Genomic DNA, 15,983 nt, shown 5'->3' with positions numbered 1-15,983 from the left:
CAAGCGCCTTGAACGGTTTAAACTTTGACAAAAGGCTGTCCGGATTAGCGGACAGCCTTATAGATAGTTAGAGCATTCCTTCCTGTTCATACAAATAAGTGTAAGGAAGATCAATAAAAAGATATAAATGCTCATCGATTGGAAATGAAAAAGTTCTGATTGTTTCCCCTGTTTCTATGTCTCTATACAAATCACTGAAATACCCTTTTTTATTGGTTCTCATTCTTATGATATTTTCCAAAAAATATGGACGCCAGCTCCAATTTTTCATATAGTATTCAGGCTGGGTAACCCAGCCGTTCTCAAGTTTAAAGATATTTCCCGTTTGCTGAAAACCATCCTCATTGCAAATATATATACGGAAACTGCAATCCGAAAGATCCTCTGCCAGTTCTTTAATTAAATTGTCGTATTGCCCTGAAAGTTTTTTGTTTTTAGCCATAAGGCTTTGAATTCGCTGAGAGAAGTCTGCTGCAGCACGCTGAAAGGTTTCAATCTTTCTTTTTTCGCGCTGAATAAAGTGGTGGAATTCTGCCGCAAGTTTTTCCTTCAAGACGTTTTGTTCCAAAAATTCTGGATTAGGCCTGCTCAGGTAAAAGCCCTGGAAGTACCGCCCTCCTGTTTTCCACGCATATTGCAGCTGAAAGTCCACCTCAATATCCTCATAGAGGATAGTAGCTCCAATTTTTCTTGCCAGAAGGGAAATAGAATGAAGAACATTATGGTAAGCCTGATCAGGAGAAGTGGTGATGAGAGGCTGAAGGCCAATTTTTAATATTTCTGGAGACAGTTTGCCGATCCGATCTAGATTACTGCTTTCCTGCCCAGCATTCTCAATCGATAATTTAATGCCATATGTACGTAAATAAGTAAGCATGTGCTGAAGTCTTGTAAAATCCCCTTTAAAAGTATGTTCTGTCATTTCTAGAACAACCCTGTTAAGCTTAAGTCCTTTTCCCTGAAATTCCTTTAAAAGACTGAGAAAGCTTTCGCCTTGATCAATCATTAGTAAATCTGCGTCTCTATTTACAAAAAGAAGCACATTTTCTTGATTCTCCAAAACTTTTTCCAGCGCTTTTTTTAGAACGAGGTCGTCCATTTCAATTTTATATTCTTCCGGAACAGAATCATCCAAAAAAAATGGGCCCATGGATTCCACTTTTTGATCCACTTTAATTCTCCCCAAAATTTCATACCCAATAACCGTTTGTTCATCAGCGCTGTATACAGCCTGAAAATACGGAATAATGTGCTCTGCGTTAGTCAGAATGTCCAGTGAATCCATGCAAAAAACCCCCTTGCCTCTCTCTTGTTTCGTATGATTATATCATAGAACAAGCAAGGGGTTTACAGGCTTTATTTTAGAATGGATGAGGATTTAGCCACTGGCCTCCGTCCATCGTAATGCATTCGCCATTAATATATCCTGCATCATCTGAAATCAGAAAGGCAGCGAGTGAAGCAATTTCCTCTGGTGTCCCAAGTCTTCCCAATGGAACGCTGTCAAGTGTTCTTGCAGCAGCTGCTTCCGATTCCCATAGTTTATCCGCCCCGCCGGTTCGGTCAATAGGCCCCGGAGCAATAGCATTAACTCGAATCCCATAGCGTTTCCCCCATTCAACAGCCAGCGTCCTTGTCATCGATAACACACCTGCTTTAGCTGCAGCTGAGTGAATGACTCCCGCCCCTGCATTCCAAGCATAGGTTGCAACCATATTAATAATAGACCCTTGTTTTTGATTTTCAATCCAGTAATTCCCTGCTGCTGAACTGCAGTAAAAAGTACCATTCAGCACAATATTGATAACAGAATTCCAGCCATTTACGGAGAGTTTTTCAGCTGGACATATAAAATTCCCTGCAGCATTATTAATGAGAACATCCAGAGTCCCAAAATGGCTTATTGTGAAGTCAATCATTTCTTTTGCTTTATCAGGCTCCCGGACATCCATTTGAAAGGTCAGGACCTGTTCCCCATTTTCAGTCAGTTCTTTTTTTGCCTCTTCAAGCCTTTCAGGATTTCTTCCGGTAATCACAACCTTGGCCTTCTTTTCAGCAAACCGCTTAGCCATTGCCTTTCCCATTCCGTTTGAACCGCCTGTGACAATCACTACCTTACCTTCCAAATCCCCATCCCCTTACCTATTAAATATGAATGAATAACCATTCATATTTTATCATATATTGTTCTTCTATCCTAACGATAATCATAAATTAGTAGAAAAAAGGCAGGGCTGATATGACAAATGAAAAAAATTCCCTGGAAAATGAAAGTTCTTGTTCTTTTTTTTCTGTTTGGATTATCTCTTTTTTTTTACAGCCGATTTGTAGAGCCAAAATTAATAGAAGTAAACCGGCTTACCTTAAAATTTGCCAATTTGCCAAAAAGCGTTAATGGAGTAAAAATACTTCAGTTCAGTGATTTGCATTTAGGCAAAGATTTCAGCCTTGCAAAGTTGAAAAAAGTTGTTGCCAAAATAAATGAACTTAAGCCAGATCTCATTTTATTTACAGGCGACTTAATGGATGAACCAAACAAATATAAAGAGATTCACTTAATTGCTGACATATTAAAACAAGCAAAGGCCCCCCTTGGCAAGTTTGCCGTTTATGGCAATCACGATCATGGAGGCTACGGAACAGAAAACTACCAAAAGATTATGAGTCTGGCAAATTTCCATGTTCTTCAAAACTGCTCCATCCAAATTAACTCTCACCATATATCCCGCTTAACTATTGCTGGAATAGATGATCTTATGCTCGGTCAGCCAGATTACCATAAAACATTAAATGGATTAAGAAAAAACGATTTTACGATTCTTTTATCCCACGAGCCAGATGCTATTGAGAAAGCGGCCGGTTATAAGGTTGATTTTCAAGTATCTGGTCATAGCCACGGAGGACAAATCCGGCTGCCCTTCTATGGCTCAATAAATAAGCCAGCTTTGTATACCCAGGGACTATATGAAAAAAAAGGAACCAAACTCTATGTAAATCGGGGTCTTGGAACGACTCGTCTTCCTTTCCGCTTCTTTTCTTTGCCGGAAATAACGCTGTTTACATTAGCAAAATAGTCTCTTCTAACTAAAAAAAGACTGCCCCCAAAACTTGTTTCCAGATAGCTGCATCCAAACTAGGCATAGTTCGAATTTGCAGACAATCAAGACCCATTTTGGGAGCAGTCCTTTATTCTTCGTCTTCCATTAAGTGGTAAGCATGATCAAAAAGAACTAGCTGACTGTCCACTTCCTCTTCATTGGCATCTAATTTTACATATTGGTATACACCATCACTATTTTGTTCTCTTGCCTTCGTATTATCTGAAAGTAAAATTTCTAAAATTCTGTTTATCCTTTTTTTAATGTTTCCTTCATAGATTGGAAAAAGGATCTCGACCCTTTTCTCCATGTTCCTTGTCATAAGGTCAGCCGAAGACAGATAAGTTTTCTCTTCCCCATTATGGTGGAAAAAGTAAATGCGGCTGTGTTCAAGAAATCGGCCTACAATGCTTCTGACACGGATATTGTCACTGACACCTTTAATTCCAGGTTTTAAACAGCATATTCCCCTAACGATAAGATCAATTTTCACACCAGCATTGGAAGCTTCATATAACTTCATAATAATGTCTTTGTCTGTAAGGGAGTTCATTTTTGCGATAATTCGCCCATTCCCGTACTTTTTCTGATAATGAATTTCCTGATCGATAAGCCTGATAAAATCGCGGCGGATATCAAATGGAGCTACAGATAAATGATGGAACTCCGGTTTTTCAGTATAACCGCTTAGATAGTTAAAAAAGTTTGTCGCATCAATCCCAAACTTCCTCTTTGAAGTAAACAAGCCCATATCCGTATAAAGGTCTGCGGTTTTATCATTGTAGTTTCCTGTACCTAAATGAACGTACCGTTCGATGCGATTGTATCTTCTTCTAACAACCAGGGTTATTTTACTGTGCGTTTTTAAATACGTCATTCCATAGATCACATGGCAGCCGGCTTTTTCAAGTTCCTTCGCCCAATGAACATTATTTTCTTCATCAAAACGGGCCTTTAATTCAACCAGAACGGTTACCTGCTTCCCTTTTTCAGCTGCGCGTTTCAAAGCTTCAATAATAGGTGATCCACCGCTTACTCTGTAAAGAGTTTGCTTAATTGCTAATACGTCCGGATCATCTGCTGCCTCCGATACGAAATCAATAACCGGCTCAAATGACTCGTACGGATGATGCAAAAAGATATCCTTATCAGAAATTTGTTCAAATAGGTCCTTCATTTCCAAAGCAGCAAGATCACGAGGAGGCTGAGGTACCAGATGCTGATAAATAAGGTGTTCATTGTTCCATGACAGCACTTTATAAAAGCTGAAAAGAAAGGTTAAATCAAGAGGACCATCAATTTCGTATACATCTTTTTCATGAATTTCAAGCTCACTTCTTAAATAAGAAAGCATATTGGAGTCAAAAGCGTTTTTTCTTACTTCAAGGCGAACTTCCGCTCCCCACTTGCGCCTTTTTAATTCTTTTTCGATTTCTTTCAGAAGATCCCTTGCTCCCTCTTCATGAATAGTCATGTCAGCATTTCGGGTAATTCTGAACGTTGAAACGGATATAACCTGATATCCTTTGAAAAGTTTATAAATAAAGTGGCTCAAAAGCTCTTCAAGAAGAACAAATTGCTGTCCGCAACCTTCACTTTCAATTTTGACAAACCGCTCAAGCATGGATGGCACTTGTACAATAGCAGTTTTCATCTTGTTCTCTTCGGACTCATCCTCGTCTTCAATTATGACGGCAAGATTAAGACTTTTATTCAGAAGCATTGGGAATGGCCGATAGGCATCAACAGCCATAGGAGTTAATACTGGGAAAACCTGCTCTTCAAAATATTCTTCCAGCCTGCTGAGCTGCCGTTTGTCTAAATTATTCATTGAAAGGAATTCAATACTCTCCTCTTTTAGCTTTGGAAGAAGTAATTCATTTAACGTTCTATATTGTCTTTCCACTAAATCGTGATTTTTTGATGCAATGTATGCTAGCTGCTGCTTCGGTGTCAGTCCTGCTTTATTTTCCGGTTTATTAAAGCCTGCTTTCACTTGATCTTTCAGCCCTGCGACACGAACCATAAAAAATTCGTCGAGATTAGAACTGAAGATGGCCAGAAACTTCAATCTTTCTAATAAGGGGTTTCGATCATCGATTGCCTCTTCAAGAACTCTTTCATTAAAAGCAAGCCAGCTTAACTCACGATTGTTATAGTACATTGGACTTTTTAGTTGAATGTGGGTCTTTAATGTAGATGTATTCATGTTTTTCGTCACCTTCTAAATTGACATAAATAATGATTATTTATTATTTTCTCTTATTTCTTACAAAGTAATCCATTGGGTTTCGTTATGTAAATAGCTCTAATATGCTTGCATTCATGAAGATGGATCACTCTCTTCTTTCTGTTCTAGACACTTATGAATGCTCATTTGTTTAATGCGCAATACCCCCTTTTAAACCGGAAATCCTTTACATGGTTAATGAGGAAAGACCGAGGCTATGTAAATTGTTATATGGGAAAAAGAATAGAAGTCCCAAAAAGACTTCTATCCTCGTATCCATGTGATAAATCAGCTTTTTAGTTAAGTTTGTGTAAAGATGACTTCTATATTCGTCTTCAGAAGTTTTTCCAGGTGTTTTTTTTGTTTCTCCACCTGATATTCCTCAGGCTTCCAGTCCTGACGGCAGTAGATGGTAAAGACAAGCCCTTTTTTATCCCTTTTCAGTTCAATGTTTTCGACAACATTTCGTCTTGTAGCATTTAAGCTGTAAGAGAATTTCAAAATAGCTCCAAGAAGGCGCATGTTCTGCTGCTCTTCCTTTGAAAACCAGCTGAAGAAAGGCTCGATGTACTGTTTGAATGATGCTTTGCTTTTAAAAGATGCTATAAGAGCAATTTTCAATCGTTCTTTATGCAGCAGACCGTCAATTGTACGATTCGCCAGGAGATAAAAGGTGTGCTGGCTGCTCGATTCCGAGTCAATATATTGGCCCAAATTGTAAACAAAGGCACTTCTTTTCAAATCAAGAAAATCCGCTTCACTGAAACTCACATAACCTTCCCTCTGAATGAGCCTTGAAAGGTTACCCGCAAGGTTTGTAACGTGAAAAACATGTCCCAAATCAATATCATAATCTACAGCGAGATCATGAAAGCTTTCTTCTACGACATTGGGAAATTTATCGACGCCAAACCCTTTTGTTAATTCTTCATAAAAAACCCCATCCCTAAGGCCTTTTCTGCTTAATATGAAACCTGTGGAATCTGTTATATTATACAGCATTTTAAACACTTCTATTGCTGGAATAATGATATCTGCCCTGTCTTTTGACAAGCCTTCTACCCTTTGCAGTTCCTGAAATGAAAGTGAAGTCAAATAGTTTTGAATCATTTCTATATCTGGCTTCTTCATTTCATACTGGTGAACTCCAGCAAGGGGATAACCTCTCATAGCTTGCTCAACCTGCACCAGATTCCTCGCACTTCCTCCAATTCCTATAATGGAAAGGCGCTGATTTATCAGCCACGGAAGAGATAGAAACTGCGCTTTGAGAAATTGCTGCAGTTTTTTTAATTCTTGCTGGGACGGAATATTATTTTTTACAAATTGTTTTTTTAAAGATAGTGCTCCAAAAGGAAAACTGTGGAATTCTTTCATTTCCCGATTCTTGAATAGGGTGACCTCAGTGCTTCCGCCTCCGATATCAATCGTAACTCCATCTTTAATAGCAGTAGAATTGACTACTGCTAAAAAACCATAATAAGCCTCTTCAAATTCAGAGAGAACCCGAATGCTAAAATCCGTCTTTTCCTCTACTGCCCGGAGAATTTCTTTTTGATTAACAGCTTGGCGAATCGTAGCGGTTGCCACACATTTTATATCCTTCAGGCCATGATGCCTTGTGACTTCCTCGAAACTTATCAAGGTTTCAAGCAGCACTTGAATTCCTTTCTCTGTCAGCACACTTTCTTCTGTTAAGTAGTTGCGCAGCCTTGCAACAGACTTAACATTCTCTACTTCTCTCAGCCTCTGGCTTTTATCGCGTTCGTATATAACTAATCTCATTGTATTGGAACCAATATCAATAATCGCACTTTTTTCTTTCATAATAAAAACACCCTATCCCCTAAAAGATCGACCTAATTATACCATATTGAATTTCAGCCCACGAAAATTTTCTCACTGCGTCTGCAAATGGGCTGCTCACTTGCATAAAATCTTTAAAGAACACTGCTGCTTTAATGTGTAATTAATTGTATAAGGAGTGTCCTGATGAAATATGAACAGCAATTCTTTAAAAAGGCAATCAGCCAAGCTCTTGAATATAATCGTTTTGTTCATTTGCCCCAAGATATGCCATTGTATGGCCCTGCCTTTAAAAATTCAAGAATTAACCCCTATTCCATTATTGTATCTCTTTCAAAAAAGAGGCTTTTCCTTTTAAAAGCTGGCAGAATTGTTAAGAATTATCCTGTGGGGATTGGAAAAATGCTTACGCGAACGCCAGTCGGCAAATATTTTATCGTGAACAGAGAGCCTAATCCCGGCGAGCCATACGGCGAAAAGTGGCTTGGTTTATCGAAACCGCATTATGGCATTCATGGTACCGATAATCCCGCAACAATTGGAAAAACTGTTTCGCACGGCTGTATTAGAATGTATAATAAAGATGTTTTAGAGCTTGCTTCCCTGGTTCCTAATGGGACTGCAGTTAAAATCCAGCGATAAATTTTTCCTCATCATAAGCAGACTAACATCATCTGTCTTTCTTATTTAATCATCTTCGATTGCAAAGAGCCTTATTATTAGGAGCGTTGAGATGGAAATATTCAAAAACCCAAATTTTGCAAAACTTTTTTCAGCAGCTCTTTCCTCACAAATGGGGACAACCATCGGAAATATTAGGAAGGGTAAGCGGCTGGATTGATCCGCTGATGATGCTACGCAGACTTTAGCGCTTGCGCTTATTGCTCTTCTCTTCCCAAATGTAATAGGAAAGTTAGACTACATATAGTTTGGAATGGCTTCTATCATATTATGTGTTTTTTATCAATACGCATCTGTTCTTCCAAAATTGAGCGAACGAGCAGCAGCTATTGACTATACAAGACCTGCCGCAAAAAATAAATCTAAAAATAGTATCCGTTCAGCACTTTAAAGTCAGTATTTCGGCTGTCTATTTTTATTTCAAGCCTTTATCATTCGACAAAATTTAGTATAATAGGAATAGAATGTTAATGTTACTAAAGGTTGTGTCTATTTTGAACATTTATCGGACTTTTTCCCGAACTGCGTTAAGAAATTATTTTATAGGATCCATTGCAGCTGTTTTTGGTATTGGGGCTATTTTTGTGTTTTCTACATTGCAAATGACTGTTTGGGAAACATGCATTCTTGGAGGAATTATTTTTGTATCTTTTCTTATTATGGTGACACTTGAATATTTGTTTTTCCAATTACACCTCAAACCTATCCGGCTGGCCATGCTTGCTGACTCTCCGCCTCTTGAAGTTCTCGCTATTGCTTATAAAAAAGCACATCAGTTTCCAATGTATACCGTATATCGAATTTATGGCCCCCATCTTTTTGGTTTTTCTGTTCCCGGTATTTCTCTCACTTTGCTTGCTATGCATGATAAACTGCTATCCTTTCCAATACACTATGTGATGCTCGCAATGCTTGGAGCAATCTTATTTGCTGGAATGCACTCTGTTATAGAATTTTTTCTGTCCTCTCAGTCCATTTTGCCTATTTTGGCAAATTTAAAGGAAAAAACGCACCGTGTTCACAAAATCGATCTAGCTCAAGAGTCTCATGTTTTTATTTCGATCCGCACCAAAATTATGTACAGTGCTATTTATATTGGCGTCTTCCCGCTTATTCTTTTCAGTCTTGCTACTCAAGTACATATCACTGAAGCATCTCTCCCTTTACTGACTGATTATTGGCGCTGGGCGGGAGTCGTTCTGGTCATGTCAGTTGTTTTTGCCGTTTTGGGAGCTTACCTGCTGTTTCATAATATAGTTGACCCGATCAGCAGTCTTCAGCAGGGAATCCAGCAGGTTGAACGGGGAGATCTTGCGTATAGAGATGAGATATATTCTGATGAATTCTCAAAACTGATTACAGGCTATAATCAGATGATTGACGGGCTGAAGGAACGGGACCCAATTAACAGCCAGCTGCTGGAAAGCTTATTCAGAACCCTTGCTGTTACCCTTGACGCAAAAGATATTTATACTGCAGGGCATTCTGTCAGAGTATCCGAATATGCTGTGATGATAGGCCAAAAAGCAATGCTGCCTCCAGAAGAACTCGACCTTTTGAAAAAGTCTGCCCTTCTTCATGATATTGGAAAGATCGGAATAAGGGATGAAATCCTATTGAAGGAAGGCAGATTAACAAACGAGGAATTTGAGGAAATCAAAAAGCACCCAGTTATCGGAGCCAATATACTTTCCAACGTACAGCCAATGGAAGAAATGGCTTCTTTAATCCCAGGCGTTCGCTATCACCATGAAAGATTTGACGGTTTAGGTTATCCGGAAGGAAAAAAGGGGAATGATATACCTGTATTCGGAAGAATACTTGCTGTAGCTGATGCTTTCGATGCAATGACATCAGATAGGCCTTATCGAAAAGGTATGCCATTAAACAAAGCCCTTCAGATTATTGAACAAGGAAAAGACACCCAGTGGGACCCTTATTATGCTGATTTATTTTTGAAAATCATGCAAAATGATCAAATGGGAAAAGCTGCTAACGGATAAATACCTACAGTCTAATGATCATTCCTCTCTCAATTGGTCAGATATTCCCAAGCCCTTCAAAAGAAAGGTAATCTGCTTATGGTTGCAAATTACCTTTTTCAGAAAGTATAATGAGAGTTAATAAGAAATTTGGGAGCATTAAGCTGGACCGGATTCCGCTTACCAAAAGAGAGAAATTACAAAAAAGGAGAGAAAGAATGGAAGATAGAAATTGTTCCTTCTCATATGAACCCACAATTGAAAATTTATCTAAAGCAATATTTGTTGTAAATAAGCATGCAAAAACAGCATCTAACCCTAAGTTTCTTTATTTGCTTAAAAAGAAGGCCCTCTTAAAATTGGTTTCTGAAGGAAAAGCTCAGAAAAAAGGACTGCATTTTTCACAAAATCCCAAATACAGCCAACAGCAATCTGACGTGCTGGTTTGTGCAGGAAAATATTATTTTCATATGCCCCCATCAAAGGAAGACTTCGAACAATTGCCACATCTGGGAACCCTGAATTCAACCTACCGAAACCCAAAAACCCACCTGTCTCTCACAAAAGCAAAAACGCTCTTGCAGTCATATGTCGGCATAAAAGAAAACCAAAACCAAGAAAAAAAACAAACAGCTCCTAAAAAGCAGCACGCTTATTCTAAACCTGTCTTCAAACGCCTTGGAGAAAGTTATTTTTAAGTAAGATTTTTTATTGTTATTATAGATATGAAAAAAGCATGCCGATGTCATGGCATGCTTTTTATTTGCAAATTTTTATATTTGATCACTCAGTAAACAATTCATCTGCATACCGTTTAAGAGAGAAAAAAAAAGTTGGCACACTTTTAGCTTCAAGGTTCTCAAACAATTTTTCTGTAACACCTTTATAGTACCATCCTTGCTTGTCCTTTCCCCTTTTAAAATGACCCCAAATTTCTTCCCCGCTTTTTTGAAATGCATCATACATGCTTTTTATATTGTCCAGCTTATCCGCTGCAAGCAAACACTTTTCCTTTAGACTTGCATCTGCAGCACAATAGATTGTATGGCGTTTGCGTTCTTCCCATGACAGAGACTTATCTTCTGTATTAGAAGCCACAAGACGTGCAATATCGGATCCGAACATTTCTTCAATTTCATCTATCGTCACTGAGGTGTCTTCCACAATATCATGTAAATAACCAGCTGCAATCAATTCTTCACTGCAGCCAGCTTTCAGAAGGATGCTTGCGACATTTTCCACATGAGTAAAGTAGGGCTTTCCTGTTAATTTTCTCACCTGTCCCTGATGCATTTGCTCAGCAAACCGTTTAGCCTGATCAACTTTTTTCAGAAGAAGCACCTCCAAATAATCAATCTATAGCTTCAACTATAAAATATACTGATCAATCTTGGCAACCAGTTCCCCTATTTCAGGTTTGGAGACCTGCGCATTCGCCCCTACCATTTGACCTTTATGAAGAAGATCATTTGTAATTAAGGAGGAGAATATGACAACTGGAAGCTTCTCAAGATTTGCTGTTTCTTTAATGCGCTTAGTAAGATGATGTCCATCCATTTGGGCCATCTCGATGTCCGTAATGACAAGCTGAATTTCGTCTTCAATGGCTTTTCCCTCCTGAATCAGGGAAAGCAGAAAGTTCAAAGCATCTTGTCCATTTTCAAAAAACTCCAGGTTTATAAATCCGGCTTCATTCAGTGTTTCCTGAAGCAGTTTTCGGAGCAATGGAGAATCCTCTGCTACAACAAGTTTTTTCTCAGATCGTTCCCGTTCTCCAAGCTTTTTTACTTTTTCAACGCTAACTCCATACTCCGGACTGATATCTACAACAATTTTTTCAAAATCAAGAAGAAGAATCATATCTCCGTTCAGCTTAATCACGCCAGTTATATGACTTTCCAGTCCTTGATACATATGAGATGGCTTTTCAATCTCATTCCATGAAATCCTGTGAATTTGAGTGACGGAATCCACGTGAAACACCATTTTTTGTTTATTAAATTCCGTCACAATAAATTTACTCGCTCTCGTTTGAGGCATCGGTTCACTATTCAAAGCCCTCGCAACGTTCACGACAGGCAGTATTTCTCCCCGCAATTCAATGATCCCTTCAACATGCGGATGAGAATGCGGGACCAGTGTGACGTCTACTGGCTGAATGATTTCTTTAACCTTTATCACGTTGATTCCGAATTTATTTGTTCCAACTCCGAACTCAACCAATTCAAGTTCGTTCGTTCCAGATTCCAATAATATCCCTTTTTGCTGGTTCATTCTTTTCGTCCTTCCATCACACGCATATTTGGTACCTCTTCTTTTATTTATATCGGCATGAACCCCTGGTTCATTTAGTATTGGTGACGAAATATGAACAGATGTCTGAAGCTTGACACTCATATTATCTAATAAAGAAATTTCATCACGCGTTCATCTGCCAAATTCGTATTAATTGAGCATGATTCCGCTTCACGGCCATACTGCCAAATCCACACATTTCCTCTGCATTTAGGCACTGCCGGCTGAAAATTTGGCGCTTTCCGTTCGGTACTGACACCCGTCTCGGGCTCTGCGCTCCAAAGAATGCTTTGCATTGCAATTTGCGGGTTCTTTTTAACTGCTGAGCAATAAGCTTCTGGGAAGCTTCCTCTTATAGGATCATGGTAAAATCCGGCTTTGTATCCTGATGTAACCATGGTTTCTGTCCAGCCCGCGAGCCATTCATCATCAACTGAAATAAAACTTTCAACATTTGCAAAAATGGCTGTGTCCTGCGGTATACCCAGCCTCCTGGCATGAAAAACGGCATTCCGCACTGCTGTGATCCCCTTTTCCCGCCCGATCGCCTGGTCAAATACATTGTAGATTGGAAGTACTTTAATATTATGGCTTTTAAGAAAACTGATTTCCATTTTGGTCATTCCTCTGGAAACATTTGAAATGTCCGTTAAATACCTGCCCCAGAACTTCGGTGTCCCAAAGTTTTGCAGGACACAGCTAAGCAGTACCTGATCTACCTTTCTGGCAGAATCAACTCCCCAAACTTTTCGGGCCAAGGGAACCCACACCCTTTCACATCATATCTGTTTCTATATATATGATAAGGCGGGCTTTTGGTGCCCCGTAAGCTTTACTCTAGTGTTTCGTGTGTTACTCTACTGTGAATCAAGAGTCCAATAAGCACGAGAAGCATCAATGAACCGAGAGCCATCCTGCTTGCAAGATTTCCATAGTCTCTAAAAAGGAATGTAATTGTTCCATAAAGAAGAGGACCTGCTATGGCAGAAATTTTACCTGAGAACGCAAAGAGTCCGAAGAATTGTCCTCTCTTTTCATCCGGTGTCAAATAAACGATAAACGTTCTTGAAGCGACCCACATGCTTCCAAGTGCGACACCGAATAAGCTGCCTGCAATCCAGAACATCCACTGTGCATTCGCAAAAACTGCCAGCATCAAGGCAATTAAGAGGAGAATACCAACAATGAAAATAGCCTTCTTTGGACCGGCAGATCTTGTCACATATCCGAATATAAATGAACCGATAATACTTGATAAAGTGGAAACAAGATACAAGATAATAAACTGCCCTGTTGAAAAGCCTATAATGGCTTTTGCATAAACCGCCATCATGGCTATAGCCGTCGAAAGGGCATCACTAATAAAGAAAAAAGCAATCATAAATAAAAAAATGCTTCTAAACTGTTTCATTTCCAAAAAAGTCTGATATATTTCCTTGTAGCCGCTGATAAACGGCTTTTTTTCAGCAGTAGAAACCTGCTTTTTATCTTTAATAAAAATCATAAGCGGCAAAGAAAAAATGAGGAGCAGTATGGCAGTTGGAATAAACGCCCTGTGAAAACCAGAATCCCCAATAAACGGATAAACACCTAGACCTGCAAGCGTTCCAATATAGCCAACGGCAACGCCAAAACCTGATATTAAAGGAATGTTCCTTTTGTGGGTTAGGTCTGAAATCATTGAATCATAGAATACTAAACTTGAAGAATAAAAGAACTGCCCAAAGATGAAGCACAAAATAACAAGAAATAGCGACAAAGGTATTCCCATAAAGCTGCTGATCCAATTCAAGGAGCCAAAAACCCCCATCAATATAGTAAAAACTACCGTAATCAAAATAAAAGGAATAATATATTGTTTCTTTTTACCCGTCCTGTCAATCAAAACACCAAATAAGGGGGAGAAGAGAACAAGGAAAAGACTGGCAACAGAGTTGGCATATGATATAAACGTGCTTGCGACTTGGTTAAGCTTTTCACTCTGGCCAATTGTTTCCTGAAGATAAAATGGAAAAAAGATTGTAATAACGTTGGAGGAAAAGATCGTATTAGCAAAATCAAATAAGGCCCAAGATAAAATTGGAATAGATAGATAGAGCTTCCATACATTATGTTTCTTAACTGACGCAGTTTCCGTCTCTAATTGAGGCATGTTCTACACCCTTTTCCATTAAAATAGGTTCCAGCCTATATACTTCTGTGAGATTTAGCCTATTCCCTTTATTATGAATTGCGGTTTTTTTACTCTAAGGTGCTGCAGACTGCTGAAGCGAGAATTCGTATTTGTTGAATGAATAAAATAATTTTTCCAGCGTAACAGTCTGGTTTATCATATTACAGAGATGCATCTTTTCCATTCTGCTGGTATAATGCTTTATGTGAATCGGCTTTTTCGATTTCATGGGTTGGGTTGAGGGTCGTTTATTAAAGGAAGGTTCCTTTGAATAAATTTTTTCAAATTAAGGAGAATGATACAACAGTAAAAAGAGAATTGCTAGCAGGTGCAGTTTCCTTTTTTACCATCGTTTATATTGTCGTTGTTAATGCATCGATTCTTTCAGATGCAGGCATTCCGCTTGAAGCAGGTATAATTGCAACCATTTTTTCCTCTGTAGCAGGATGCCTCATTATGGGCTTTTTGGGAAATGCACCAATCATTTTAGTGCCTGGCATGGGTGTAAATGCCTTGTTTACGTATACCATATGCCAATCGATGGGACTTGGATGGAAAGAAGGCTTGGCAGCTGTTGCCGTTTCAGGTCTCTTATTCACCGTCATTGCTTTTTCAAGGTTGACAGACATCCTTTCAAAAGCTATTCCTTCATCCATCAAAGAAGCCATAACAGTCGGAATCGGTATATTTCTTACATTTATCGGGCTTCAAAAAGGAAAACTCGTTGTCTCAAGCGACACCACTTTTGTCAAAATGGGCAATTTAAGTGATCCTCATGTCATTGTGACAATCATCACACTGCTTGTAACAGTGATATTGTTTGCAAGAGGAGTAAAAGGTGAATTTCTGATCAGTATTCTGTTTGGATCAATGCTTGCAGCAAGCTTTGGATTAATTGATCCATCAGCTTCTAAAGGCTCTGGGTCCCCTTTTTCAGATTACTTCCATGTGTTTGGAGCTCTCTCCTTTCACAGCCTTTTGCAATTTGGTTTCTGGGCAGCTGTCTTTTCCCTGACAATGGTTATAGTATTTGAAAATGTAGGATTGGTCCATGGACATGTGGGTATGATTAACCGGCCTGATAAGTTTAAAAAAGCCCTTCAGGCAAATGCCCTGTCTGCCTTTTTATCAGGAGTTGCAGGAACAAGTCCGACAGTCAGCACAGTCGAATCAGCGGCAGGAATTGCTTCTGGCGGAAGAACAGGTTTAACTGCAATTACAACAGGACTTTTCTTTCTCTTATCTCTTTTCTTTCTGCCTTTTGTTAAACTTGTTCCTGACAGTGCCATTGCTCCCATTCTTATTCTAATCGGCGGCTTGATGATTCAAAGCATCCAAAAGATTGATCTGCAGGATTTTACAGAAAGCTTTCCGGCATTTTTAATCATTGCTTTGATCCCGCTGACTTACAGTATTGTTGATGGCATGGCCTTCGGATTTATTGCGTATCCCATTTTAAAAATGGCAATGAAACGCGGAAAAGAAGTAACGTTACCCCTTTATGTCATTGCCTTCCTGTTTCTTGTTAACTTTTTGTTTCAATCTCTTCATTAGATAACAGGTGATGCTGGCTCAGGTAGACTATTTACTGGTCTGCCTGAGCCTGTTTTTTTGCTTGCTTGGTCTCTGTCCCCTATACGATAATCCCTTTTTCACTGCTGAAACAATTTGTCCTTTATGCTACATATCAAACTCGATAAATTGGCATCCCTCTCTTT

General features: G+C 39.0%; 13 protein-coding genes and 1 pseudogene. 6 read left to right on the top strand and 8 right to left on the bottom strand.

The window, feature by feature from the left end; genetic code table 11:
* Positions 1 to 67: 67 nt before the first annotated feature.
* Entirely contained in the window at positions 68 to 1,285 is a 1,218-nt protein-coding gene (locus tag ACOT8F_RS00185) for an EAL-associated domain-containing protein (protein ID WP_421649530.1), read from the bottom strand.
* Positions 1,286 to 1,361: 76 nt separating this feature from the next.
* Positions 1,362 to 2,126 (bottom strand): 2,4-dienoyl-CoA reductase, encoded by a 765-nt coding sequence (gene fadH, locus ACOT8F_RS00180; RefSeq protein ID WP_421649529.1) that lies wholly within the window; start codon positions 2,124 to 2,126, stop codon positions 1,362 to 1,364.
* Positions 2,127 to 2,246: 120 nt separating this feature from the next.
* On the opposite strand from fadH, the gene ACOT8F_RS00175 reads away from it, so the two are divergent.
* A complete protein-coding gene (locus ACOT8F_RS00175) occupies positions 2,247 to 3,074 on the top strand; it encodes a metallophosphoesterase (protein ID WP_421649528.1) in 828 nt (275 codons plus the stop codon).
* A 112-nt stretch (positions 3,075 to 3,186) separates the two neighbouring features.
* Here ACOT8F_RS00175 and ACOT8F_RS00170 read toward each other — a convergent pair whose 3' ends face one another.
* Together ACOT8F_RS00170 and ppx are read right to left on the bottom strand one after the other, a co-directional pair.
* Complete coding sequence (locus ACOT8F_RS00170; RefSeq protein WP_421649526.1) at positions 3,187 to 5,307, bottom strand: RNA degradosome polyphosphate kinase; 2,121 nt, start codon at positions 5,305 to 5,307, stop codon at positions 3,187 to 3,189.
* A 321-nt stretch (positions 5,308 to 5,628) separates the two neighbouring features.
* A complete protein-coding gene (ppx, locus tag ACOT8F_RS00165; RefSeq protein WP_421649525.1) occupies positions 5,629 to 7,155 on the bottom strand; it encodes an exopolyphosphatase in 1,527 nt (508 codons plus the stop codon).
* Positions 7,156 to 7,401: 246 nt separating this feature from the next.
* Here ppx and ACOT8F_RS00160 point away from each other — a divergent pair, with 246 nt between their 5' ends.
* The 4 genes and pseudogenes from ACOT8F_RS00160 to ACOT8F_RS00145 all read left to right on the top strand — a co-directional run bounded on the left by ACOT8F_RS00160 (position 7,402) and on the right by ACOT8F_RS00145 (position 10,495).
* Entirely contained in the window at positions 7,402 to 7,776 is a 375-nt protein-coding gene (locus ACOT8F_RS00160; RefSeq protein WP_421650005.1) for a L,D-transpeptidase, read from the top strand.
* A gap of 91 nt (positions 7,777 to 7,867) precedes the next feature.
* Positions 7,868 to 7,951: pseudogene (locus tag ACOT8F_RS00155) on the top strand (hypothetical protein); the annotation flags it as partial.
* Positions 7,952 to 8,309: 358 nt separating this feature from the next.
* Positions 8,310 to 9,818: an HD-GYP domain-containing protein gene (locus ACOT8F_RS00150; protein WP_421649524.1), complete on the top strand. Its 1,509-nt coding sequence runs from the start codon at positions 8,310 to 8,312 to the stop codon at positions 9,816 to 9,818.
* Positions 9,819 to 10,015: 197 nt separating this feature from the next.
* Complete coding sequence (locus tag ACOT8F_RS00145; RefSeq protein ID WP_421649523.1) at positions 10,016 to 10,495, top strand: YkyB family protein; 480 nt, start codon at positions 10,016 to 10,018, stop codon at positions 10,493 to 10,495.
* Between the two features lie 85 nt (positions 10,496 to 10,580).
* On the opposite strand, the gene ACOT8F_RS00140 is transcribed toward ACOT8F_RS00145, so the two are convergent.
* The 4 genes from ACOT8F_RS00140 to ACOT8F_RS00125 form a co-directional block, all read right to left on the bottom strand.
* Entirely contained in the window at positions 10,581 to 11,138 is a 558-nt protein-coding gene (locus ACOT8F_RS00140) for an HD domain-containing protein (protein WP_421650004.1), read from the bottom strand.
* Between the two features lie 27 nt (positions 11,139 to 11,165).
* Positions 11,166 to 12,071 (bottom strand): chemotaxis protein, encoded by a 906-nt coding sequence (locus ACOT8F_RS00135; protein WP_421649522.1) that lies wholly within the window; start codon positions 12,069 to 12,071, stop codon positions 11,166 to 11,168.
* A gap of 128 nt (positions 12,072 to 12,199) precedes the next feature.
* On the bottom strand, positions 12,200 to 12,850 hold the full coding sequence (locus ACOT8F_RS00130; protein WP_421649521.1) for a glycoside hydrolase domain-containing protein: 651 nt from the start codon (positions 12,848 to 12,850) through the stop codon (positions 12,200 to 12,202).
* A 74-nt stretch (positions 12,851 to 12,924) separates the two neighbouring features.
* Positions 12,925 to 14,244, bottom strand: coding sequence for an MFS transporter (locus ACOT8F_RS00125; RefSeq protein ID WP_421649520.1), 1,320 nt, complete (start codon positions 14,242 to 14,244; stop codon positions 12,925 to 12,927).
* A 288-nt stretch (positions 14,245 to 14,532) separates the two neighbouring features.
* Between ACOT8F_RS00125 and ACOT8F_RS00120 the strand changes: the two genes are divergently transcribed.
* Positions 14,533 to 15,819 (top strand): NCS2 family permease, encoded by a 1,287-nt coding sequence (locus ACOT8F_RS00120; RefSeq protein WP_421649519.1) that lies wholly within the window; start codon positions 14,533 to 14,535, stop codon positions 15,817 to 15,819.
* Positions 15,820 to 15,983 lie beyond the last annotated feature (164 nt).

Source organism: Chryseobacillus diguaensis (genome assembly GCF_049220665.1).
In the GTDB taxonomy this organism is placed as follows: Bacteria; Bacillota; Bacilli; order Bacillales; family Bacillaceae; genus Metabacillus_B.
Note: the sequence above shows the minus strand (reverse complement) of the source record. Positions and strands in the feature narration are given on the sequence as shown.

Bases quoted from the DNA above. Each gene is read 5' to 3' on its own strand.
- ppx (WP_421649525.1), bottom strand. From the start codon at position 7,155: ATGAAAGAAAAAAGTGCGATTATTGATATTGGTTCCAATACAATGAGA.
- ACOT8F_RS00145 (WP_421649523.1), top strand. From the start codon at position 10,016: ATGGAAGATAGAAATTGTTCCTTCTCATATGAACCCACAATTGAAAAT.
- ACOT8F_RS00135 (WP_421649522.1), bottom strand. From the start codon at position 12,071: ATGAACCAGCAAAAAGGGATATTATTGGAATCTGGAACGAACGAACTT.
- ACOT8F_RS00175 (WP_421649528.1), top strand. From the start codon at position 2,247: ATGAAAAAAATTCCCTGGAAAATGAAAGTTCTTGTTCTTTTTTTTCTG.
- ACOT8F_RS00170 (WP_421649526.1), bottom strand. From the start codon at position 5,307: ATGAATACATCTACATTAAAGACCCACATTCAACTAAAAAGTCCAATG.
- ACOT8F_RS00185 (WP_421649530.1), bottom strand. From the start codon at position 1,285: ATGGATTCACTGGACATTCTGACTAACGCAGAGCACATTATTCCGTAT.
- ACOT8F_RS00160 (WP_421650005.1), top strand. From the start codon at position 7,402: ATGCCATTGTATGGCCCTGCCTTTAAAAATTCAAGAATTAACCCCTAT.
- ACOT8F_RS00125 (WP_421649520.1), bottom strand. From the start codon at position 14,244: ATGCCTCAATTAGAGACGGAAACTGCGTCAGTTAAGAAACATAATGTA.